Raw genomic sequence first — 21,998 nt, 5'->3', positions numbered from 1 at the left:
GTGTTCCTAGTTTTTGAAGATTCTTGACATGACCGGACCGTTGTCCACCTTGTAGGTAACAGTGTAGATCGATGGCCTCACACTAGTGTCGCTACTATAATTCATCTTAATATCAACGTCGATTGATTTTCCCTCACCTATGACTTTTGCCCATTGCTGTTCAAGAGCATAATATTCGCGGTTGCCCAGGCGATTAAGATCGCTCCTCATTGCGGTAATGTTGATAGATTCTCCAGGTCCCCCGAACTGGGTGCCAAAGATGTGGCCACCATCGTCACCCGGGAGCCGGTCTAGTCCGCCGGCGAGCCGCTGTTGATAAATGTTCCGGTCTTTCGTGATCAAAGTATCAAGTCTTGCTGATGACTCTGAGACTCGACCTATCGAATCAGTGGTGTAGCTAAATCTTTTATCGACGATATACGTCGTGTCAGGCTTTGGATTGTTGAGGATCCTGTTCCAGCTGCCAGATTCACCCGAGGAGAGACGAATCGTATCGAGTTGTCGCCCGGCGGCCTTTGCGGTAATTTTCCCGCCCTCAGAGGCAGCCTTTTCGATCTTCCCCGTGGTTCTTCCTGCAGCCAATGCGGCCCCGGATCCACCGGCGGTGAGTATTGTCGCGATGATTCCTGGGGCGATTTTTCCCATGGCCCTGGCCGGGTCCTTTTGCCACGTCTCTGCATCGATGATCCCTTCCCACATTTTCCTTAGTGTTCCGGGACCATCAGCTTCAAAGGCGCGTACGAGGTTCATGACGGACTGAGGCTGGGTCACGAGGTTCCAAGTGCCAACGACCGACTCCGAAACGCCCTCGACAACTCCGCCGGCAAACGAGGCGAAAGCCTTGCCGATTTCTTCGCCTACTGCCTGTCGCATGGCCTGCGGATTTACGTTGATGTTTGTTCCCCAAGCGGCGGCGTGTGCGGCCGCGGCCCTCACATCGTCACTGGCCTGCTCAAAGCAACGTTGGATACGGGACTCGAGGCTGATGAGATCGCCCTTAAGCTTCGAGAAAACAAGAGTGGCTGCGAGGCCGGGTTCCCTGGCTTGTTGCTTAAGTTGCGTTATAACGGTTTGGCGTTGGGCGATCAGCGGACTTACAGCGTAAGCAAGCACCTCGAGGGTTGAAGCGACTGACCCTGATGCCGAAGCGAAACCATCAGTTGCGTTCGCGATAGTTCGGAGGGTCGAGCTGACATGTTCGGCCGACACCCCAGCCCAAACGGGAGAGTGTCCAATTTGGCCCGCGATTTGTCGAAGGACATCGGCCTGTGCCCTAAAATCGTTCTGCGCGTCGCGGTACCGCTGAGCTGATCCAAGGACTTCGTGCTGGGACGGGGGATCCGGACGGAAGTCCATCATTAGTACCGCTGAAAGCTCGATGAACCAGCGCTGTCAATTTGGGAGACTTCCGCTGCAAAAGATTCCATAAACGACCCCGCGTTGAAGCAAATTTGCTTCGTCTGCGAGACGTCAGAACCCCACACCTCCTTGTAGGCTCCCAGACTCGTGGCCAGGTTGGTTCCCCAACCGGTCTGATGAAGCCGGGAACTGAGCTGATCGCCTCCCATGTCACCGTGATTACTTGCCAGCAGCAGCTTAACTCCAGCGGACGATACCGCCTGGCCTAGGGCCGATAATTGTGCTGGATCCACTTCCAGAATTTGAGCCATATTTCCTCCGCAGTTAGCGCCGGGACCCTTTCGAAACCTCTGGGGCTTGGCTGAAGCATATGTGATGACTCACCGCGCAACGATCTGGGCTAAGACATGTTCCGTCAACGACGGGATTGTTCACCTTCTACCCACGGACCGGTTCCCCGGAAAGACCGGCGATACCCAGTTCTGGCGGTCCTTGCATTCCACAACCTGGAGCCGTGATTCGTGCCCTGATAACCGCGTCGAAGCGTGCAGTTCACAGCCTTAAGGGCGCTACCTGAACCTGGCGATGACGCTTAGCACAAGAAACCCCACTCCCGGCAGCATCTGCTCCAACGGTGGGGTCTCTTTTTTTTCGAGTTAGTTGCTTACGGCTGGCCGGGATCTTCCGGGTTGCCGCTGTCGTCGACGTCCTTCATCTGTTGTTCCAACCGGGCTGCATGGGCCTGCTTAGTTTTCCTATAGGCCTTCACACCACCGGAGATGACGACGCCGACCGCTAATACAACACCTGCGTAGAGCAGGTCCTCAGCGCGGGCATCATGTTTGCCTGCGTGGTACCCCTTGCCATAGACCGCGCTTGCCACGAGTGCCTCCCCCTTTTGAATTCTGAATGACGCCGAAAGCCTATCCCAGGTGGTGTGTGTGGGGAGTTGTGCGTCCATCAGTTTTCGCCAGCGCTCGGTCTTCTCTGGCGGCCTTCGACTCGGGACCGCATCCCGTCAGCGCCGGTTCTGGTTTCGCTCGACAGCGGCTCTACGCTCTTGGGTCGCCTCGGATCGCAAGGGCCGCCGCGGCAACGGCTCCGGAGCGGATCGCCTCCTGCGGAATCGGTCGGAGCGCGATGGCTTTGGCGGCTGCGGCTTTGAAAGCAGCCTGAGACTGGGGAGTCGAGGCGCGAAGGCAGCTCTCCACAAAAGAGCGTCTGCGAGCACCTCTGGCGGCGGGCCTGTACTCCTGTCGTAACGCAGGACACGCCGACATTATCGGTCTCTCAGAAGTGGTTTGTCGCAAACGCTAGATAAAATGAGAGACAAGGTCGACGAGGCGTCGACCCCGGGCTTGTTCAACACTGACACTTTTGAGCCCTGAGCTCTCAGACACCGAACATCGGAGCTCTCCACCGAAAGATCGTGGAGAGACATGGACATCGGTTATGCGCGCGTCTCGCGCAGCGACCAGATTCTGGACGGCCAGCTCAATGAGCTTCAGGATGCTGGCTGCCAACGGATTTTCACCGAGAAGGCCTCAGGCAGCAAGGACTCCAAGCGGCCCGAGTTTGATTTCTGCCTCCGAATGCTTCGCCCAGGCGATCGCCTCGTCGTCACGGAGCTCTCGCGTCTCGGCATGCACACCGGCGAACTCGCGAACCTCGAAGAGGCGTTGCAAGAGCGCGACTCCGGTCTCCGGATCTCTCTCGATCTCGACACCACGACGCCTTCGGGCAAGCTGATCTTCACCGTCATCGCAGCAGTGGCACAGATGGAGCCCGAACTCCTCATCGAACGGACCCGATCCGGTCTCGCCGCTGCCCGTGCCCAGGGGCGAGTCGGCGGTCGCAGGCGCACGGTTACCGACAAGCAAATCGCCAAGGCACAAGCCCTTTACGACGAACACCGATTCACGATGGCTGAGATCGCGCGACTCTGCGAGACCAGTCCCGCGACGCTCTACAGGTACCTGAACATTGGAGCCGAACAGTGACGGTCGTGCTCGGGCGCTTCAGCCCAGCTGGGCGGGGCCGGGTGGGTGACTTGAGGGGCACGTCCAGTCTGTGGACTGCGACGGTGCCCCGCCAGGCGCTGGACCAGATGTTCAGGGCTGCCCGCGCGCCGCCGCACACCAAGCACGAAGGAGGCGATCGCACACACACGAACTGAAGGAGAGCATTATGCGCAACCCCGCTACGACCAAGTCTATTAGGACTATTGCCTGTTGGGCCGCCGGCATCGGTTTGGCCGCCGGCCTCGTCGCCTGTTCCGGAGGACCGGGCCCCAGCGGCGAGTACTACAACGACAAGGGGCGGCTCGTCGTCCAGGGCGACTCGGTCGCCTTCTATCCCTTCGGTTGCTCCGACTCGGCGCGGGGCGTGGTTGTGATCGAGACCGATCCGAGCGCTGAAGGTCAGATCTCCGAGGACGGCTCCCACGTCCTCTGGAACTCCGACGACGAGCACCTCGGAAGCGACCGGATCAGTGGATCCACTTCCATCGACATCAGCAGATCGGGCGACGCCCTCAAACTCGGCGACTACGACTTCGCCGCCATGGACGCGGACGAAGCACTGAGCGTCTACAAAGAGATGTGCTGACGTCGGGATGGAGGCGCTTCGACGTCCTGCAGCGTCACCGCCGGTCATCGGCGGGCGGAGCCCGCCCGGGGGAGGGCTTGGAGGGGCCCGGTGTCGAGGCGGGTCCTCTCCGACCTCGGCATCCCTCGGCACGAACGGAGTTCACAATGCACGACGCCCTGTCCAACGACGAGTTCCACGGCTTCCATGAGGCTGAGCGCCTCATGAGCCACCACCGGTCACGGGCTCGAGTCCGCGAGCGGCTCAGCTGCACCGGTTTCCTCAGCGACCACGACGTCGCCGCGGTCCACGTCGAGAAGATCTCGCGCGCCGACCGCGCCTTGCTGTCGGCCTTCGACCGTGCCGGACGGCAGCTGCGCGGCGACACGCTCTACGTCGACGACCCGAACCAGCGCCTCGACGTCGCGCCCGAGTTCGACCACGACTACACCGGGATGGCCGTGCCCGACGGTTCCGACCTCGCGGAGGCTGTCTCCAGGGAGGACGGCTGGGTCGTCGACATGGAGGCCCTACGGGAGTACGACCTCGTCGAGGACCGCCGGACCACCCAGCGGGCCGTGTTCCTGGCGCACCTTGCAGACATGATGAACGACGGCCGCGCACGGGGGGTCGTGCTCGGCCGGTTCGGCGATTCCGAGTCATCTTCATAGATTCCAAGCGAGAGAAGCCCACCCCGCCACGCGGCGGGGTGGGCTTCTTTTTTCGTGACTGCTCGGCTACTCGTTCGACATGGCCGGCGTCGCGCTCAAAGCCTCCTTCCGACGACGGAGCCTCGCGGCGATGAGGACGGCCACGACGGTCCCGGAGGCCGCGGCGTTCAGGGCCAGGAAGCCGCCCATGCCCAACTGGAGAGGCAGGAGCTCGTTGCTCCCCGTCGTCGTCCAAACCAGCATCGCGATGAGTGCCAGTGCGCCGACGAAGCCGTAGACGAAGCCCTCGCCGTCGAGGCGGCTGAGCTGCTTGGGATCACGGCGATTACGCACGGCGAAAACGGCGTGGTGCGGGAGCAGCGCAGGCGCGACGACAAGGAGAGCTGCGGTCGCATCGTTCTTGATCGCGGAGCCCCACCAGCGCCAGGAGCGCCACCAGCCGGTCGGGAAGTCTGCCCGGGCCTGGGCGCGGATGGCGTTGATCTTCATCTCTTACTCCTTCGGTTCGCGCTTGTGGTTGATTACGGCAGACGGCACAGGCCGCCCAGGCCTCGGAGCCGGCTGCGTCGGCCCGACCGAGCCGGGCGGCCGTTGAGCCGATCCCGATGCGATCGAGCGGTCGACCTGCTCCCGCCGCTGTCCCTGCTGCGGACGCTGACCCGCGGTCTCGGGCTGTCCCTGCTGAGCCGGACCAGTGACGACTCGACGCCTGCTCGAGGCCAGGGCCTGAGCGGTCCCGGGATCGTGCCCCGGGATCGGACGCGCCGTGCGGGAGCCCAGTGCACCGCTGTACCCCGGGCTGCCGCCGCGACCCTGGCTGAGCTGGGCGGCACCGCCGGTGCCAGGAATGCCAGCGACGAACCGCGCGCCCTGCGGCTGCTGGCCGTCCTCGCCCGCGGATGCCGGAGAGCTGTGGCCGCCGGTGCCGAAGTGCGTCGAGCTCGACCCGCTGGCGATCGCCTTGCAGCCGCTGCTTGTGCGCTCAGCTGGCTCAGTGCTGGGCTGACTGCTGCGCTGGCCCAGCTGTTTCATGCCCGAAGTGCCCTGCGCCCCGCCAAGGCCGAAGCTGGTCTGGCCGCCGGTCTTGCCCGAGGGCGAGGAATGGCCCCGGCCATTGGTGCCCGGCTGCGCGCTTTCGCTGTGGTTGGACTGCCCGTTCGTGCGTCCACGGGAGCCCGGCTGGTCACCCGTGCTGTAGCCGAGATTCGACAGGCCGCCCTTGTTGCTCAGGCTCTGAGCGGTTTCCTTGTCGGAGCGCGAACTGCCCGCGTTGCCGCTGGTGAGCTGCAGAGGCCCGCCCCTCGCCTCGTCAGTGCCGCCGTTCGAGTCAGCAGGCAGGGCACGGGCATCGCAGCCCTTAATCGCTCGATCATTCTGGCCACCTCCACGGGGCGCTTCACCAACTTGGCTGCCGTCGCCGCCACCGGGGCCGATCGCAAGCGTTCGGCCGGCGGGCGGCAACGCACTCTGACCATTGAGGCCGCCGGCATTCGTCGACGCGTTCTTGCCGCCGCCCGCGTTGCCAGCATTCAGCGGTCGTGAACCGCCGACGGGCTTGCCACCGATGCCCGCAGCGAGCTTCTGCCCGGCCGCAGCGCCAGCACCGGTTCCCAGCGCCTGCGCCGGCGATGGCATCGCCCCAGCCTTGTCCGCCTTGGACGGAGTACTGGTCTCGAGGAACTTGTCCACCAGCTTGGTGAAGACCTCGTCCATCGCCTGCAGCACGACCTTGCGCACCCGCAGGAGGGCGAAGGTCACGCCCATGATCACCAGCGACGACACGATCGTCAGGAGCACCACGACGATCCCGCCAAGCAGCGGGCTCCCGAGCAGGCCGTCGGGAGCCAGCAAGCTCGACACCGGACCGGACATGATCTCCGGGATCGAGATCAGGAACTCGGAGACGAACTGGTAGATGAACAGCGTGACGATGACCTCGAGGATGAGCGCGACCGAGTAGACCACCACCTTCGCGATCGCGGAGAGGGCTCCGAGCGTGGCGAACGGGATCGCCGCCACGAGGCTGAAGGTCCGCTTGACCGCGCCCGCGAGCATTCCGATCGCGTACCAGAACCCCAGGAGGGCGATGCAGCCGAGGACCGTCGCGGCGTTCTGCCAGTACATGAACTTCGCTGGGCCTGTGCCGACCTGGCTGACCGCAATGTGGTCTTCGCGGGTCAGGCCGCTGGTGACGTTGTTCGAGGAGTACATGGTCAGCGAGTCGGAACCGAACCCGGTGTTCAGGTAGTTGTATGCCGACAGCGCCGACAGGTTGCACGAGGCGAGGTTCCCGTCAGCGTCCAGGACGCTGAACCCGCAGCCCTGCTTGTTGCCTGGGGTCGTGAACGTCGTCGAGCTCCCGCCAGGGTTTGAAGAGGTCAGGCCCTCCGTGCCCGCGGTCGCGAGGACGGGGTGCTCACTCGGTGCGGGGCCGCCCTGCTCCCCGAACCCCTCGACGTCGCCGTAGCTGCGGTCGTCGACGAACCACTCCTTCTTCTCACCGTCGCCGACGTCCAGGTCCGTGATCGCGCTCTTGATGCCCGACTCGAAGTCCGAAGCGGACGTGATCTGGCCGGAGATGTACTTGTTCAGGATCCCGAAGGTCGAGAACACAGCCTGGACGTCGTCTCCCGCGGAGCCGCCGACGTCGACGGTGCCGGCGCGCCACGCGGCCTCGGCGTCGCTCGTCTTCGTGCCGACCGAGATGCCACTGAACTCCGGGTTTGACTGGGCGTTGATCGCCAGTGCGCTGTTCCGGACCGACATCATCGACTCGGAGCCAGCCTGTCCGTCCGCCCACGAGATGGACGCCTGGTCGGGCACGGCCAAGCGGTCGTTCATCATCCACGCCTCGAAGTCCACGTACGTCGAGAGAACCACTCGGGTCGGCCCGGAGTGCTGACCGAGCAAAGAGTCGTCGAACTTGTCGAGGACGCCGGTGTACATCGAGCCCAGCAGCGGCAGGCCCACGCCGATGAAGACGACGCGGACGATCAGCGTCTTGATCGCCGAACCGCGGTCCATCTTCTTGAACAGGACCAGCCCGATGAGCAGGAGCGCGATGAACAGCGGGACCAGCGCCTCCCAGGCGATGGACTGCAGCAGCCCGTACCAGCTCGAGATCCAGTGCTGCAGCCCTGCCAGCGCCCCGCCGCCTGCGTCGCCGCCGGTCATGCCGTCGGCGAGCTCCTGCTGGTGGGAGCTGTTGGTGTTCCCGCTGGCGTCGGCGACGCTGGCCACGGCTTGGTAGAACCACATGAACGGGTTGATCGCCTTGAGCACCTGGATGATCAGGAAGAACACAGTGCCCAGAGCTAGCGCCAGGAGGTACAGCAGCCAGATCACGCCGCCGCCGATCATCGAGACGATCTGACCGCCGATGCCGGAGGACATCGTGTCCAGGCCGAGATCGGCGTTGGCTGCTCCGAAGTGGACGTAGTCGAGCATGCCCGCGTAGTCGTTCCCGTCCTCGCCGCCGGACGTCCTGAGCGTGTCGTAGGTGATGGTCTGAGTGGAGCCCGTCGACTCGGCGAAGAGCCACCCGATGACGTCTCCCATGCTGAAATTCGGGTCGGCGTAGCCGAGCATGTCGCCGCCCGTGGCGGGACTGCTCGTGATCGCGTCCCAGTCCTCGTGCAGGCCATCGCCGCCATCGGGCGAGTTCTTCTCCCCGAAGTAGGACGAGGCGTTCGAGGCGAGCTGGTAGAGCGAGTAGTTGTCGCGCTCCTCCTCGTCGTCCGCGTGCGCCGCGGACGGGAACGCCGTCATCAGCAGCGGCACGACGAGAGCGGCATGCAGCACGACGCGGAGCAGACGAAGGAATCCGCAGTGGCCTCGAGCCGTGTTCGCGGCGCTCATCGAACCTCACCGCTGTCGGAGGAGTCGACGAACTGCGCGTCCAGCCACGCGTCAAGGTCAGCCAGGTAGTAGCGCACCTCGCCGCCGACCTTCTGGAACCGGGGGCCGTAGCGGCGCATGCGCCACTTGCGCAGGGTACCTTCGGCGATGCCGAGATACAGCGCCGCAGAAGCGGAGGTGGTGAAGTCATGGCCGTCGGCGAGGGTTTCGTCGCGGATCTGCTCGCGGATGGCGGCGATCGGAGGGGCAGGCACGGTCGACTCCTTCAATGCTCGGATCTTCTTCAGATCCGAGCCCGGAGATTGCTCGGCCGCGCAGGCCATTACGCCCTTTAACGCTCTGCGCGTGCCCGTCCTCGCCGTGAGAGGAGTCGATTGCTCGCGCCCGGCGGACTTCCCCATGGGAGGTTGCCCGTGCATCCGATGGTACCTGCGTGTTGACCGCTGTTCCAGGCCGTACCGGACGAGACAGGCCGTTCTGACTCGGATTCCAGGAAAAAGAAAGTTTCGGCTCATTCGCCGTACCCGCGCTCTCGCTGCAACTGCGCGACCTCCACCCCGAGGCGCTCCCCGCCGTCCGCGATGAACTGTTCGCGGTCGCCGGACTCGAGTTCGAGGTCTCCGGCCACGCCATGCTCTACCTCGAACCGCGCTAGGCGCTGATCGACGAATCGCTCGAAGCCGGGACGGTAGGAGCGGCCGCTTGGATCCATCCGGTCGAGGTACTCCTCGACGAGGAGCGGGATCGGCTGGAACCGGAGCCGCTCGAGATAAGCCTTGAGCGCCTCGTCGGCCTGAACCTTCGCCGCGCTGCGCTCGGCCGCGTAGCACTCCCTGCGCACCTCGTCCCGCGTCTCCTCGGCGATGCGCCGTCGCAGCCGCGGCAGGGCGGCCTCTCGTTCGTCGAGTTCGGCGGACCGCGCGTCGAACTCATTCCGGATCTCGGCCACCTTCTCCTTGAACGCTGCGATCTTGGTCCTGTTGGCTGCGGACGTCGCCCTCGCGCCCTGGAGAGCGGCGTTGGCCTCGGCGGCGGCGTCCATCGCCGCTTCGAACTCGGGCTTCGATAGTTCCTTGCCGTGCCGCTCGGAGACCTCCTCCTGCACTGGCCAGCCGAGTGCGACCATGTGGGCGCGGAAGCCGGCCTGATGGTCTCTCATCTTCGCCGGCCCGCTGATCTGGCGGCCGCGCTCGTCCGTCACCTCTCGATGCGAGCCGTATGCCTGGTTGTGCTCCGTCCGCAGAGCATCGGGCCGGTCCTCGGGAGTCCTGGGGTCCGGGGCGAACGGATCGGCCATGATCTGGATGTGCGGCGTTGACTCGTCGAAGTTTGTGGCCCAACCGTGGATCGCCTCCTGTCCGCCGGGGACGATGTGGCTGCCGAGCCGGTCGATCGCGTCGCGGAAGTAGCGCATCGCTTCATCCTGGTCTCGTGCGACCCAGCGCGATCTGGACATCGGCTCGCCCGTGGCCGGATCCAGCCGCTCGGAACCGTCGGCGTTCAGCCTCGGGTAGTAATTCGGGATCTCCATGCACATCGTCTTCGGCAGGTGGACGACGAAGAGGTTTGTGGTTACCTGCTTCTCGTTGATCTTCCGTCGCACCCGCTTCTGACGGGCGTCGCCGTAGTCGAGGACTTCCTTGACGGTCTTCGCGTTGCGGAATCCGCCAGCGCCGTCGTTGACGAAGGCGGCGTTCGAGTGCGCTTCGGCGGGAACGATGGAGGGGTTCCTCGCAGCGTGACGCGCGACGTCCTTGGCGTTCAGGTGCCGCATGGATTCGTGGAGGATTGCCCGCCTGTCGGCGCGGTTCCCGCTCGTGCCGTGCGCGACGTGCCTGAGGTGGAACGCAGCGTGCCCGGACTGCTCGCTCACGGTGATTCCTCGCTTTCGTTGCTGTGAAGACTTCGGACGCCGATCGGTCCCTGGCGGGACCACTCGGCAGCGCTTGATCGATGGCCGGGAGCCCTTCCCGCGCCGCGGTCCCGACCATCAATCAAGCGCGCCATTCCATGTCTCGGGTGCCCTCCAACAACTGGGCCCCTGCACCCCGTTGTTGGAGCCTCTGGCACCCCGAGACATGGAATGTCATAGCCCCGTAAGACATTCACTCGCTCCGCTCCTGAATGTCCGGGGCCCTCCGGGGGCCGCTGCGCGGGCAGCCTGCCCGAGCGCGGACCGCGCAAGCTCCGCTCGCCGCCCCACAGGGGCGGCTCACGGAACCCTGCGGCCACGTCCGCGAAGTTCCATGTGCCGACGGGATCGAAAGCACCCCCGAGACCACGCAGGACCGCACGAGGCGTCGCTGCGCGGTCCTGCGTGGGTCCGATCCGGGTCTCGCAACGGTCTTGTGACGGTCCCGACCTGGGCCGGCTCCGGTCTTGCTGGACGCTGGACTCTTCGAGGGCTCCTGACGGTCGCGTCCTGGACCTTCGAGGGGCCCTGCGAGGCGTCGTTCGGGGCTCCTCACGACGTCTAGTGCAATTGGACAGTTCGAGGTCTCATCGAGGTCTTCGGTGCGGCGTTCGATGGTCTCCGCCAGGTCTGGTCGGCGACCCATGAAGGCCACCGACCGCGTTGGACCCCGCGACGTCTCGTAGAGGGCTTCAGCGGGGCTCATTGTGGTCCCATTCAGGTGCGTCTGTGGTCGCTGAATGTCCGCCCGCGTACACGAGGGCATCGAGCACGCACCGCAGGGCGTCGGGTCGAGGCCCGTGACGGCATCGCTGAGGTCGACGGGGTGCACGGCGCTGGCGAGCGACGACGCGATGGCCAGCGCGCGGCGCTCCACGCCGCTCAGATGTCCGCCCGCTTCCGCGGCGACGTCAGGGTCGAACCAGAACGAACCGAAGCCTCCCGGACGGACCCAGGGGCCGTCGACGAGGCGGCCCGCGCCGAACGAGACCAGCATCTCGACCGCGACCAACTGGGCGGTGACGCCGTCCGCCCAATGGCGGAGGCGTTCCGGGATCACAGCGGGGCTCCCCACGTCTCGGCCTCGAACGTCGTGCCGTCCTCGCGCGTCACGACGCACCGCACGTTCGAGGGCGCGCGCACCTGGGTGCGCAGGATCGTCTCGCGGTAGTTCCTGTCCGAGTCCGGGCTGCGTTCGGCGAAGGCGAGGACGACGACGTCGCCATCGGGATAGGTCAGCGTGATCCTGCGCCAGCAGCCGGCGGGCACCGCGCTGAGCGGGTGGCCGGGGACACGGTCGCCGTAGAGGATGGCTTCGCTCTTGAACATCTCTTCTCCTTCGTCGTGGTGGGGACTGCCGAGGACGTCATCGGGCATTTGCAGCGACCATCGCGGCGGCTCGATCGAGCAGGAACGGTCGGCCGTTGCGCCGCTCTACGTGCTTAGCTCGGCTCGGGATCGTCTCCAGGGCCGCCTTGTAGAGCAGCCAGGCCTGATCGCTTGACGAGTACGTGGTGAAGCTCCGGAAGCCGACGACGACCAAGTGGCGGCGCATCTCCCGGAAGAGCGTCCCGAGGATCGAGAACTCCCAGCGCGAGCGGTCGCCGCCGAAGTCGTCGAGGCGCTTCAGCCTCGGCCGTGCGCCCTCCAGCGTCCGTTCGACGATCTGTTCGCCGCCCCTGATCTCCGGAGCCTCGTCATCAGTGCCCACCATCGTCGCGCAGGCGCTCGGCGACGCCTTCGCCCTCGACGCCAGCGAGGCGTACAGGTGCTCGATCGAGGCGAAAGGGGCAGCCGCGAGGTCCTGCCTGCCGACCTGCGGCCAGGTGTCCTCGTGGACGGGCAGACGGGTGAAGGTCACCCAGTGCTCGAGCAGGAGCTCGTACCAGCCGTGCTCCTCTCTCAGCACTCGTTTGGAGGACGCGCCGCCGTAGTGGTGGAAGTTGTCCGGCAGCGCGGCCATGAGGTGGTAGCCATGGCCGGACATCGAGGTCTCCGTGTACAGGAGCCCAGGGAGCGCGAGCAGATTGGCCGCGATCTCAGCCGGGCAGTCCGGCTCGACGTCGATGACCATCAGGCCATCGACCGCCGCCTGCAAGTAGTAGGCCGCGTTGGCCGCGTTCGGCAGCGCAGCGGTCAGCTCGTCGAGCATGACCAGGCACTGGTCGCCGACCGACCATGCCCCTCGCACCCTGCCGATGTCGAGCAGGGCCCGCATGTCGATCGGGGCCTTGCCCTTTGCGCCCACGTCGTCTCCCAGGCGTCCCGAGACCGTCCATCGCGACGCGCGGGCGAGGGCACTAATCGCTGGGTTGCCGTAGAACGCAGGGAAGAGCTCCTGCGGGGAGGCGAGGCGGCTCATCGCCGCGTCCCCTCGCGAGCATCGCCGCGGTCGGCGACGATCCGGTCGAACGAGGCGAGAGTCAGGCCCAGGCGGTCCAAGTCGTCGAAGAGGCGCTGGTCGATGGCCTGCGAGGTCAGGGCCATCGCCTGGAGGTCGGCGTCTCCGTGGAACTTTGGACTCTCACGCAGGACCAGTGCCCGTTCGCCAGCGTTCTCGGGCTGCATGCCGTCGGCGACGAGCCGATCGGTCCACCGCGCAACGTCGAGCTCGTGCAGCTCGCGCGCGGCCTGCACGACGGCGATGTCCGAGGCCGTGACGCGCTCCGCTCCAGGAGGCACCAGGACCCAGGTCTTCGGCCGCTTGCTCTGAGGGTCGGGCACGACCTGCTCGACCACCCAGCCGGCCTTGCGCAGGTCGGGAGCGACCTTCTTGAGCTTCCCGCTGACGCCCCTCTGCTCGGGCCAGAACTTGTCGTCGACCGGCCGCGGCAGCAGGGCGTACAGGTCCTTGCCGGTGCCCTCCCAGCGCTTGGTGATCTGCACGGAGATCGCGGAGAGGAACTTGTCGGTGGCGACGATTTCCTCGGAGACTGTTTCCTGCGAGCGGGCGTAGTGCTCCAGCCCGTTCGCGCCTGTGGCGAGGTCGACGGCGGCCAACACCTCGGCGAAGTCCGCCATGCGGGGCTTCTCGGCGAGATCCACCTCGGGGAGCCTCTCCAGCGTCTTCGCGACGAGGTCGAACAGGCCGCCGACCATCGACGGATAGGCCTCGTCCCACATCGCATTGAGCTCGCGCTCGGAGCGGCGCTCGGTCCTGGGGATCACGCAGAGGTCGGCCCAGACGCACCGCTCGGCGAAGTCCCCGGCGAGGGCTCCGACGTCGATGCCGGTGAAGCCAACCACGCCCTGGAACTCGATGATGCGCTGCTCGTCGTCGGTGTACAGGGCCCGGTCGACGTCGGAACCGCCAGTGACGGCCTGGCAGAGGATGTCCGACATCCACTTGGGGATCGACGACAGGTTGTCGAAGCCGGTGGTCCGCGACCCGTGCAGCGAGTGGAGGAGCTTGCCCGCGTCCTTGGGAGGCATCCGGACCTCGGCCTTGCTCGGGTCGAAGAGCTGGAACGTCCTGCGCATCGCGCTCGACTTGGCGGTGCCCTGCTCCCCGAGCAGTGCCAGGACGGGGCACGGGAGCCCGACGAGCATCACGGCACCGACAAGCCAGCCGCGGATCACCTGCCGGTCGTACTCGCGAGGCGCGTTGACGAAGTCCCAGAGCCGGTCGAGATCGCCGCCTGGCTCCGGGGTCGGCAGCGCGAGCGTGAGGGCAGAGCGACGGAACAGCACGGGCACATCGGTGTTGCCGTCGAGGACCTCCCAGCCGGCGGCGGTGATGCGGACGACGCGTTCGGTCTGGTCGCCGAGGTCGACGTAGAGCTCGCCGTCGCTCGGCCTCGCCACCCGTACGGCGAGCTCGGCCGGCTCCTTCTCTGTGGCCTCGAACTCGAGGACGTCCATCGCCTCGGCCAGCGCGTTCTGGGACGCGGTCTTGCCGGTCATGCGGTAGAAGAGGCCGCCCAGCTCCTTCCGGAGCGAGCGCTTGCCGCCCTTGAGCGGGCGCGTCACGTGGCCTCCCTTGCGTACGGCGAAGGGCTTGTCGTCGGTGTCGACGCCTAGGTCGTAGCATTCGAGCGCCAGCTCGACGAGCTGCTGCGCCGCCGACTTCTTCTCAGGCTTTTTCGTGCTCTGGGCGAAGGCCTGAAGCTCTTCGGGGTCGCCGTGGATGGCCTTGGTCGGAGTTTCACGGTCAGGTACCATGGGGGTATCCCTTCGGGTCAGATGCGAGGTGCGAACTCGCGATCCAGATGGGTTGAGGTTTGAGGAAAGCCCCGCTTTGGCGGGGCTTTTTTCATGTCGTCACGCGGACGCGAGGAGGCGGCTGAGCTCGCTCTTGCGTTCAGCGGAGAGTCGAGGCCAAGTCGAGACGATGCGTGCTGCCAGTGCAGCGAGGTCGTCGAGATCGGCTGGAACAGCGGCGATAGGGCGCTCGCTGGGAAGCGCCGGCAGGCCTTTCGACTTCCGCAGGCGCACCAAATCGGGCTGTCTCATCAAGTCGGACTGCCGCACGATGAACGTGCCGCGGTCGTCGACGCGCTCGGCGGGGAGCTTGCCCGCCTTGATACGCCGACGCAGCGTCTGCGTGTGACCCCAGCCCGCGACAGATGCCTCATGCAAGGTGAGTGAGAGATCGTCTGCATCGGTGGGGGTGGTGGCAACTGAGATAGCGGACATTGCGATTCTCCTGAGATGCGATGAATCGCCGTCCGCAGTTTCCGTGGTCCGCTGCGGGGACTTCCGAGTCCGTCTTGCTCGGCTCCCGATTTCTCGAGTTCAGACGCCCTCACTCCGGGCCTCTCGGTCGGTGCCGCTCGTATTGAATGAACACCTGCCATCAGTCTATCCACAGCATGCGCGCAGTACAAGGTGATTTGCGACATGAGATGCTTGAGATGCATGAATCGCTCGAGAATAAGGAGAACCGAGATGTCGTCATTACCGGGACCAATCTTTGCCCGCCGTCTCCGCGACGAGCGAGGGCGCGCGGGAGTCAGCCAGGCTGCGCTCGCAGATCACCTCACCGCCACGCTTGATCACCGCGTCGACGCCAGTGCGATCTCCCGGATGGAAAAGGGCGATCGCCCGGCCCGGCTCGACGAGGCGGTAGTGATCGCCGAGAAGCTCGGCGTGCCGCTCGCGACACTGCTGCGGGATCGCGATGCGATCGATGAGCGGATCGACGAGCTGCGGTCACAGCTCTCGGAGTACGTCTGGCGGCTCGACCAGGCAAAGGGTGAACTCGAGCGTGCGCAGGCCTCTATCGATGCGGCTGAGCGTGCAATCGCCGAGCTGATGGCGTCGCGCGGAGAATGATCGCCAGATCTCAGGCTGGACCGACTGGCCGGGCTCGGTCAGGGAGGCGAGTCAGCCGGTCGGGAGGGAGCACGCCATGCGGATGCGGATTCCGCCCCCATGTTTCTCTTGGTTCAGCCAATACCCTTCTCTTCTTCTAACGTGTGAGGAGAGAAGTAGGTGGGTTCCGTCCGCAGTTCCGCAAATTTCGGGCCGACTTCCATACGTGACCTGGGCAAATGCACGTGCGGAACTTTTGCGGAAACCCCTGCGGAACTCGCCTGCGTGGCAGTTCCGCAGGGGTTTCCGCAAGAGTTCCGCATCGCTGATCGGCCACGATCAACGCCCCCAGTCGCGTCAGGCCTCGGGCGTCTTGTCGCCGCCTAGCGATCCCTTGCCGGTGATCAAAGCGCCTGCAATGGCTGTTACTCCTGCGATGGCGAGCCCCCTGAGCACCGGCTTGCCCTTCTCCCAGGTGACCGACCCGCCTTCGGCGAGGGCGTTCTTCACCTGCTCGACCTCGAGCAACGCTGCCCGCCACTGCTTTGCCGTAATGTCGTCCCAGTCGATCTCGAGACCGAGCGCGTCATAGAGATTCTTAACCGAGCCTCGAGATTCTTTGATCGTGCCGAGCACCCTAGGCGACTTCTTGGGGTGCCCCACCACGTTCTTATTGGCCCTCTCGGCGCTTGCCGTCATCTGGCCCATCAGATCGGCGACACCGTCGGACAGCTCGATGATCGCCTCTCGCCGGTCCTCCTGGATCGCCCGGCGCTTGGCGTCGAGTTTGCTCGGAGCGATCATCGCCGTGTGCTCCAGTTCGAGCGCAGAGAACTCGTCCAGGGCGGTGAAGCAGCGTGCGATCACTCCAACCCACAGCTCGACCTGCTTTTTCAACTCCGGCAGGTGGGCGTCGAGGTCTCCGACGCGCTTGTGCTGCTCCATGTCTGCAGCGACGCCGCGCAGCTTCTCGACCGCCGTGGACTGGATCTCCCGGATCCTCTGCGGAGCGCCGGCGATCTTGTCCCACTCCTGTGTGTCGACCTCGCCCTGAATCCGCAGGAACGTCTGAGCGGAGCGGAGATGCCGCTCAACACCCCTCAGAGGACCGAGAACCTCGTCGCGCTGGCCGCGGAGCACTTTATCGATCTTTGCGTCCAAGGACTCCAGCAGAGCCCGCAGCTGCTCGGCCTCGGCTTGGCTAGCGGCCTGCGCAAGCCCGCCGGCGACGCCGGAGAGCATACCGGGGTTCGTGAGCCTTGCACCTGTCGAGGTGCTGATCTTCAGCCACTGCTTGATGTCGCCGGGGCGGCCCGCCATTGCGTAGGCCACGCCGGGGACGTCGGTCTCAGTGAGCCCGAACTCCTTGATCGCCTGGGCCGACTCCTCAGTGAGTTTGACCCACAACCCCGATTCCGCGCCTTCGTCCGCGATTGTTTGGGTCACTTCTGAGGCAGTGCGGAGTATCGGCACGAGCTGCTGGGAGGTGATCACCCTGGCACGTTCCAGCAGGCCAGCCGAGAGCATGAAGCCCTCTACAGCACGTTTGCTGCTTCCGACGACGAGGAGGTTCTCCCCGTCTCGCATCAGTTCTACCTCGTCGGCCGGCTCAACCGTGTCGTCAGGCTCTTCGCTCATCTTCGAAGGGTATCTGGGAGTGTGCTGATGCAGCGAGTGCGTTCCGCAGCCCGGCACACCTCAGAGGTGGTGAAAGTCTTTCCAATACTCCCGCCAGCACCCACGTCGGGCAGTCCAACGGCGGGCGACCGGACGCGGACCGGCCTAGCTGCGCTCCTTCGACGATCCGACCGGAACGTTCTGCACGGCGATCGATAGCTTTCGGGCATCGTTGCGCGGGGAGTCCTCCAGTCCGTCGTATCCATATTGAAGGTCTGCGACCGGAAGTCGCATGAACTGTACATGTCCGGGCAAGATGGCCTCATGCTCATCGTCGTGCTTGATACAAACGCCCTCCACTCGGACGCATGGCTGACGGGCCAGCATGGCCGAGCACTCGTGGACCTCGCCTCAAAAGGCCGTATTCGACTCATTGTTCCGGAGGTAGTGCGCGACGAGATCCTCCGCCAGCGGCGTGAAGCAGCCGAGAAGGCGTGGAAAACGGCCGACGAGGCATTGGACGAGATGCAGAAGGCCGGCCTCGATGTCAGTGAGTCCAAGGCCCGTTTGAAGGCGACCTTCGGGAGGATCGACAGCGAATTCGACGGGGCATTCGCCGAGCTCTTCGGCCGAGACGGCGTCTCGATGGAACCCACGCCCGACATCGACGTCAAGAAGCTTGTGGAACGCGATCTGGCTCGTCGACGTCCATTCCTCGAAACCGAACAGGAGCGGAAGAAGAAGAGCTTCGGTTTCAGGGACGTGGTGATCTGGGAAACGGTGCTTGCAGTGCTTGACGGGGCCGACCCGGAGGACACCTTCTTGTTCGTCTCCGCTGACAACGGCTTCGTCGAGAGAGGCGAGGCGGTCAAGATCCACCCGGACCTCCTTGAGGACTTCGATGCGCGCGGCATCGACCACGGGCGCATCGCGAACGCCAAGGCGCTCAACCATGTTGTGGCCGTAATCAAGACCCATGATGAAGTTTCACGGGTGAACGTCGCGACCGAGGCGGTCTACGCCCTGGCCGGCGAAGAAGTCGGCATTCAGCTGCTGCACGGGGGAGACTACGACTACCCCGACTTCGTCAAGTTCACCGTGCCCGACTTCGAGAACCCTGAAATCTCCGAACTCGAGCTGGCTACCCCATTCGCCTTAGAGGAAGACGGCACCAATGTCACTGCTACGGCGGATGTCGACCTGTATCTCGACGGGGCCATCTACAAGGGAGACTGGCTCGGCGGCGACGATGAGCCATTTCACGTCGGTTCGGAGCTCAACCGTCACTACTTCGAGGCCGATGCCTCGATTACAGTTCGAGCCGTCGTCGAGCTGGACGTTAGCGGCCGCGACCCAGTCGTGACCAGTATTGAGCTCCACGACAAGGAAGAGGCCCAGCCGTCGGCCGCAGGATCGTAGGGTCGCGAGGAAGAGGCGGCAGCCAGTCCGAGGTGCTGGCACGGGATCGAGTACAGTCGCTCAATGAGTGGTATCGAGAGTCTCCAGATGGTCAGCAGGACGCCCGTGCGCAAGCGCCGGTACTGGACCCCCACCTACGAGAGCTCTTCCGACTTCCAGATGCTGTGGTGGCGGGACAAGTACGAGAGCGAACCGCCAATCGAAGACCATTGGGTGTCGTTCGTGCTCGGCGATCGAGAAGTCGCGCGCTGCAAGTACGTCATGACAGGCGCGCGTGCGGACCCTGTTCTCGGCGACCTCCCGCACGGGCAGCTCGACATCCTCGCGTTCGAAGTCGCGGTCCCCATGCGCCACAAGGGCATTGGCCGCGCGGCGATTCAGGCGATCCGGGACCAAAACCCGCTGCCACGCCTGACTGCTTTGAACGATGGCGTCGAATCGAGGAAGTTCTGGGACGGCATCGGCTGGATCAGGCACGAGCCTGCTCATGCCATCTTTAGGGACGTCGAACGCGTGACTTACTCCGAGCCATGAGGCTTGCGCACGATGCGCATTCGGAGAAGGAATCCTGTAGGCCGCGACATCTGGTGTCCGGGGATGCCGGCACCTCTCGGACTATCCTGCTCCGAAGGGCGGGGCGATGCGGAACGCGATTGTGCCTGGACAGAGCGGTTTCAATGTCGTCACGTTGAGAGTCAGTACCATCCCAGAAGTCTTGTCAGATCCTTGTCAGATCGCTTCTCCGTCAATGACGAAGGCCCCGAGATCCTTGATTTCTCAAGGATCTCGGGGCCTTCTACGTGGCGGTGACGGTGGGATTTGAACCCCCAGCCGCGGCACGGCCGCATAGGGCATTGGCGATGCGTCAGTTGGTCCGAGGCAGTTCCGTGCGTTCAGCTTCCTTCCTCGTCTGATTCTGCGTCGGCCGGCACTGAAGTTGACATGCTCTGGAATTGCGCGCGAAGGTCGCGCAGCCGACGCCCGTCCGCGACAGCCCAGAAGTACCAGCCGTTCGTGGCCTTCTTGCGCAGGTGGTGGCCGGCCGATGACGGGGCGGTGAAACGCTTGCCATCAAGCTCGATCGATCCGTCCGACCTGACCAGCGCTTCGACGCCCTTGAAGTCGCGGTGCGTGGCGATGAGCTTGTCGCCCGAGGAAAGGAGACCAGCAGCAATCAGGTGCTTGAGCTGGACCCAATCTTCCGCCTTGGCCTGGGGGTCGACTACCTGACCTTTGTGTCCGTCGGGGACAGGCCACACCCTGAGAAGCGTTTCGACCAGGACCTCTGTCCGGTGGTCAATGAGCGATTCACGCCACACTTCTCCTTCGGTGTCCGCGACCACGCGCCCGGTCAGACTGATCGTGTTGTGCTTGAGCATCGCGTGGCGTTTGGCCGGCCACGGGCCATTGGAGACCTTCGAGTTGAGGGGAGAGGTCAGGAGTGTCAGGTTGCCGAGGCGGTGCACATGAGCTTGACGGTCCTGCTGTTCTTCAGGTGTGTCCAGTGGCCAGTTGTCCTGCCACTTCTGCGGAAGGATGTGCTCGATAGGAAGCCCGGATCGCACGACTTGTGCCTGCTTGGTTTCGGCGCGGAAGTGGTTCTCGATCGCCTCCAGGAACATGCGCAGGCGAGGGCGTGGGTAACGGCGGTAGGCGGGCTCATCCTTGAGCGCCACCCTGATCTCGTCGTCCCCAGGCCAATACGTGCTTGAGACATTGAGACGGGCGAGGTACCCGGTGACGCGCTCGACCAGTTCGCTGACTTCGACATCGGAGTTGGCGTGGATAACATCGGCAACGATGCGGCCGAGATCGGAGCCCGTGAGGCGAAGCAGTTGCCGACGGATGACCCAGCTCTCTGCGACACGGATCACGGCGTCGAGAACGTGCTGTGGAAGATCCCTGCCGGGTTCGTACAGCCAGAGCATGAGTGGCTTAAGAAGCTCTATGCCAGCGGCATTCATGCGGTGGAAAGCCATCTCGACAGCGCCGAGATTGCCGTCAGGCCTGAGCGAGGCTTCCGTCCACGACTCATAGAACGCAGCTTGCTGCTTGATCACGGCGAGCAGGTCAACCATCTTGTGCCCGGCTGTGTGCTCGACGTACGACTTGAATCTGGTGAACGTCGACTGCGGGCTGATCTCCTCACCTGTACGAGAGATCAACCACTGGTTGAAGAAGAGCGAGCTTCGGCTCACGAGGTAGCGACCGACGCTGACCTCCTTCGTCCAGAACCTGGCCTCGAAGGGCCAGTCCTCGCGGTAGGCCTTCCTGGTGTCTCCGCCTTCAGCTTCAAGCCGCTGGAACACAAAGTTCCGGATCAGATCCGCCGCCGTCAGGGGAGTCCCGCGGGCGTTGAGCGTCTCGAAGATCTCCTGCGAGTTCTCGGACGCTTTGAGCTCGATGGTCACCAGCTGCAGGTCATCGAGCAGGACGCGAGCGAGTTCTTTGGCCTTCGCCGCAAACTCGTCTGTGCCAGGGTTCCCGAGCCACTGGGTGACTGCTGTCGTGAAGTACCGATGCGCATGAACGATCCGGGATTCTTGGTGCTTGAGGTCAGAGTGGTCGATCGGTGGCTCCGCTGTCATGACTTCCAGGAAGGCGTCGTGATCATTATTGAGGTGCCGAACCTTGAGCGGGCTTTCGTCTTCCTCGATGAAGCTCTCGGAGTTGTGCGTCAGGCCTTCCAACTGACTGGCGTGCTTCGAAAGCCCTGCCTGGGCGAAGATGGCGCACGTCGCGTCGGCGAGCAGCTGCAGCGTCGTTAGTCGCTGCTGGCCGTCGATGACATTCCATGTGGTGAGCCGTGCGCTCTCGGCTTCCTGTGCCTGGAGAACGACGGCTCCCAGGAAGTGTTTTGGTGCCAGGTGGGGCTCGCTCATGCGCAGCTCTGCAACGCGCCGAATGTCTTTCCACAGTGGCTCCCACTGCTCATCCTCTTTCCAGACGTAGGGGCGCTGGAACAGGGGTATGACGAAGTGCTGCGGCAAATTGAACAGCTGTAGCGGCGTCCGCTTGAAAGTCTCCACGAAGGTAAGCCTGCCTTAAGGGTCCAACCATTGCGGTCAGTCCTTTTCTTTCAAGGCCAGCGTGTCGCGTGGAACAGTTCGAGCATCGCGCGTTTCAGCCGGGAGCTGGACGGGTTCTTCTACTCCAATTCAGATGCTCCTTTTGAACCAGCGGAACTGCCCGCGTATATGGCGGCGACGACGAGACCCGGGACTCAAGCCCCCTTGTCGGCCAGTGACGGTATGTTTTGGCCGTGAGCTTCCCTAAACCGAACCAGCACTCAGGGCCGATGGCGGGCCATGTTGGGCGGCCTG

19 protein-coding genes are annotated in these 21,998 nt (G+C 64.3%); 6 read left to right on the top strand and 13 right to left on the bottom strand.

Annotated elements, in window-relative coordinates:
- Positions 1–6: 6 nt before the first annotated feature.
- The 3 genes from PV761_RS10050 to PV761_RS10040 form a co-directional block, all read right to left on the bottom strand.
- The gene (locus PV761_RS10050; RefSeq protein ID WP_347896365.1) at positions 7–1,113 is read right to left on the bottom strand and encodes a DNA/RNA non-specific endonuclease; all 1,107 of its coding nucleotides are present in this window, start codon (positions 1,111–1,113) and stop codon (positions 7–9) included.
- Between the two features lie 245 nt (positions 1,114–1,358).
- A complete protein-coding gene (locus tag PV761_RS10045) occupies positions 1,359–1,670 on the bottom strand; it encodes a hypothetical protein (protein ID WP_347896363.1) in 312 nt (103 codons plus the stop codon).
- 353 nt (positions 1,671–2,023) lie between these two features.
- Entirely contained in the window at positions 2,024–2,320 is a 297-nt protein-coding gene (locus PV761_RS10040; RefSeq protein WP_347896361.1) for a hypothetical protein, read from the bottom strand.
- 478 nt (positions 2,321–2,798) lie between these two features.
- On the opposite strand from PV761_RS10040, the gene PV761_RS10035 reads away from it, so the two are divergent.
- The 3 genes from PV761_RS10035 (at position 2,799) to PV761_RS10025 (ending at position 4,616) form a co-directional block, all read left to right on the top strand.
- Positions 2,799–3,359, top strand: a complete 561-nt coding sequence (locus PV761_RS10035; protein ID WP_347896359.1) for a recombinase family protein — start codon at positions 2,799–2,801, stop codon at positions 3,357–3,359.
- 187 nt (positions 3,360–3,546) lie between these two features.
- Positions 3,547–3,966, top strand: coding sequence for a hypothetical protein (locus PV761_RS10030; protein WP_347896357.1), 420 nt, complete (start codon positions 3,547–3,549; stop codon positions 3,964–3,966).
- A gap of 146 nt (positions 3,967–4,112) precedes the next feature.
- Positions 4,113–4,616, top strand: coding sequence for a hypothetical protein (locus tag PV761_RS10025; protein WP_347896355.1), 504 nt, complete (start codon positions 4,113–4,115; stop codon positions 4,614–4,616).
- A gap of 66 nt (positions 4,617–4,682) precedes the next feature.
- Here the strand turns inward: PV761_RS10025 and PV761_RS10020 are convergent, their stop codons facing one another.
- The 8 genes from PV761_RS10020 to PV761_RS09985 form a co-directional block, all read right to left on the bottom strand.
- A complete protein-coding gene (locus PV761_RS10020) occupies positions 4,683–5,105 on the bottom strand; it encodes a hypothetical protein (protein WP_347896353.1) in 423 nt (140 codons plus the stop codon).
- A gap of 3 nt (positions 5,106–5,108) precedes the next feature.
- Positions 5,109–8,474: a hypothetical protein gene (locus PV761_RS10015; RefSeq protein WP_347896351.1), complete on the bottom strand. Its 3,366-nt coding sequence runs from the start codon at positions 8,472–8,474 to the stop codon at positions 5,109–5,111.
- Positions 8,471–8,728 (bottom strand): helix-turn-helix domain-containing protein, encoded by a 258-nt coding sequence (locus PV761_RS10010; RefSeq protein WP_347896349.1) that lies wholly within the window; start codon positions 8,726–8,728, stop codon positions 8,471–8,473. Before PV761_RS10010 ends, PV761_RS10015 begins: the two co-directional genes overlap by 4 nt.
- 257 nt (positions 8,729–8,985) lie before the next feature.
- The gene (locus tag PV761_RS10005; RefSeq protein WP_347896347.1) at positions 8,986–10,347 is read right to left on the bottom strand and encodes a hypothetical protein; all 1,362 of its coding nucleotides are present in this window, start codon (positions 10,345–10,347) and stop codon (positions 8,986–8,988) included.
- Positions 10,348–11,442: 1,095 nt separating this feature from the next.
- Entirely contained in the window at positions 11,443–11,715 is a 273-nt protein-coding gene (locus PV761_RS10000; protein WP_347896345.1) for a hypothetical protein, read from the bottom strand.
- A gap of 37 nt (positions 11,716–11,752) precedes the next feature.
- A complete protein-coding gene (locus PV761_RS09995; RefSeq protein WP_347896343.1) occupies positions 11,753–12,748 on the bottom strand; it encodes a hypothetical protein in 996 nt (331 codons plus the stop codon).
- Positions 12,745–14,547, bottom strand: a complete 1,803-nt coding sequence (locus PV761_RS09990; RefSeq protein WP_347896341.1) for a hypothetical protein — start codon at positions 14,545–14,547, stop codon at positions 12,745–12,747. Before PV761_RS09990 ends, PV761_RS09995 begins: the two co-directional genes overlap by 4 nt.
- A 99-nt stretch (positions 14,548–14,646) precedes the next feature.
- On the bottom strand, positions 14,647–15,021 hold the full coding sequence (locus PV761_RS09985) for a hypothetical protein (protein WP_347896339.1): 375 nt from the start codon (positions 15,019–15,021) through the stop codon (positions 14,647–14,649).
- 252 nt (positions 15,022–15,273) lie between these two features.
- Here PV761_RS09985 and PV761_RS09980 point away from each other — a divergent pair, with 252 nt between their 5' ends.
- Positions 15,274–15,660: a helix-turn-helix transcriptional regulator gene (locus tag PV761_RS09980; protein WP_347896337.1), complete on the top strand. Its 387-nt coding sequence runs from the start codon at positions 15,274–15,276 to the stop codon at positions 15,658–15,660.
- Between the two features lie 336 nt (positions 15,661–15,996).
- On the opposite strand, the gene PV761_RS09975 is transcribed toward PV761_RS09980, so the two are convergent.
- Positions 15,997–17,277 (bottom strand): hypothetical protein, encoded by a 1,281-nt coding sequence (locus PV761_RS09975; RefSeq protein WP_347896335.1) that lies wholly within the window; start codon positions 17,275–17,277, stop codon positions 15,997–15,999.
- A 303-nt stretch (positions 17,278–17,580) separates the two neighbouring features.
- On the opposite strand from PV761_RS09975, the gene PV761_RS09970 reads away from it, so the two are divergent.
- Both PV761_RS09970 and PV761_RS09965 read left to right on the top strand, forming a co-directional pair.
- Positions 17,581–18,675: a PIN domain-containing protein gene (locus PV761_RS09970; RefSeq protein ID WP_347896333.1), complete on the top strand. Its 1,095-nt coding sequence runs from the start codon at positions 17,581–17,583 to the stop codon at positions 18,673–18,675.
- A gap of 63 nt (positions 18,676–18,738) precedes the next feature.
- Positions 18,739–19,209 (top strand): hypothetical protein, encoded by a 471-nt coding sequence (locus PV761_RS09965; protein ID WP_347896331.1) that lies wholly within the window; start codon positions 18,739–18,741, stop codon positions 19,207–19,209.
- A gap of 359 nt (positions 19,210–19,568) precedes the next feature.
- On the opposite strand, the gene PV761_RS09960 is transcribed toward PV761_RS09965, so the two are convergent.
- The gene (locus tag PV761_RS09960; RefSeq protein WP_347896329.1) at positions 19,569–21,704 is read right to left on the bottom strand and encodes a DUF262 domain-containing protein; all 2,136 of its coding nucleotides are present in this window, start codon (positions 21,702–21,704) and stop codon (positions 19,569–19,571) included.
- Between the last annotated feature and the right edge of the window lie 294 nt (positions 21,705–21,998).

It is taken from the genome of Arthrobacter sp. CC3 (genome assembly GCF_039907775.1).
Lineage (GTDB): Bacteria > Actinomycetota > Actinomycetes > Actinomycetales > Micrococcaceae > Arthrobacter.
The sequence above is the reverse complement of the archived record's forward strand: the minus strand, read 5'-3'. Positions and strand labels throughout refer to the sequence as shown.

Coding starts and splice junctions, on each gene's coding strand:
- PV761_RS10045 (WP_347896363.1), bottom strand. CDS start 1,670: ATGGCTCAAATTCTGGAAGTGGATCCAGCACAATTATCGGCCCTAGGC.
- PV761_RS10015 (WP_347896351.1), bottom strand. CDS start 8,474: ATGAGCGCCGCGAACACGGCTCGAGGCCACTGCGGATTCCTTCGTCTG.
- PV761_RS10000 (WP_347896345.1), bottom strand. CDS start 11,715: ATGTTCAAGAGCGAAGCCATCCTCTACGGCGACCGTGTCCCCGGCCAC.
- PV761_RS09995 (WP_347896343.1), bottom strand. CDS start 12,748: ATGAGCCGCCTCGCCTCCCCGCAGGAGCTCTTCCCTGCGTTCTACGGC.
- PV761_RS09980 (WP_347896337.1), top strand. CDS start 15,274: ATGTCGTCATTACCGGGACCAATCTTTGCCCGCCGTCTCCGCGACGAG.
- PV761_RS09970 (WP_347896333.1), top strand. CDS start 17,581: ATGCTCATCGTCGTGCTTGATACAAACGCCCTCCACTCGGACGCATGG.
- PV761_RS10025 (WP_347896355.1), top strand. CDS start 4,113: ATGCACGACGCCCTGTCCAACGACGAGTTCCACGGCTTCCATGAGGCT.
- PV761_RS09975 (WP_347896335.1), bottom strand. CDS start 17,277: ATGAGCGAAGAGCCTGACGACACGGTTGAGCCGGCCGACGAGGTAGAA.
- PV761_RS09990 (WP_347896341.1), bottom strand. CDS start 14,547: ATGGTACCTGACCGTGAAACTCCGACCAAGGCCATCCACGGCGACCCC.
- PV761_RS09965 (WP_347896331.1), top strand. CDS start 18,739: ATGAGTGGTATCGAGAGTCTCCAGATGGTCAGCAGGACGCCCGTGCGC.
- PV761_RS09985 (WP_347896339.1), bottom strand. CDS start 15,021: ATGTCCGCTATCTCAGTTGCCACCACCCCCACCGATGCAGACGATCTC.
- PV761_RS10040 (WP_347896361.1), bottom strand. CDS start 2,320: ATGGACGCACAACTCCCCACACACACCACCTGGGATAGGCTTTCGGCG.
- PV761_RS10030 (WP_347896357.1), top strand. CDS start 3,547: ATGCGCAACCCCGCTACGACCAAGTCTATTAGGACTATTGCCTGTTGG.
- PV761_RS10035 (WP_347896359.1), top strand. CDS start 2,799: ATGGACATCGGTTATGCGCGCGTCTCGCGCAGCGACCAGATTCTGGAC.
- PV761_RS10020 (WP_347896353.1), bottom strand. CDS start 5,105: ATGAAGATCAACGCCATCCGCGCCCAGGCCCGGGCAGACTTCCCGACC.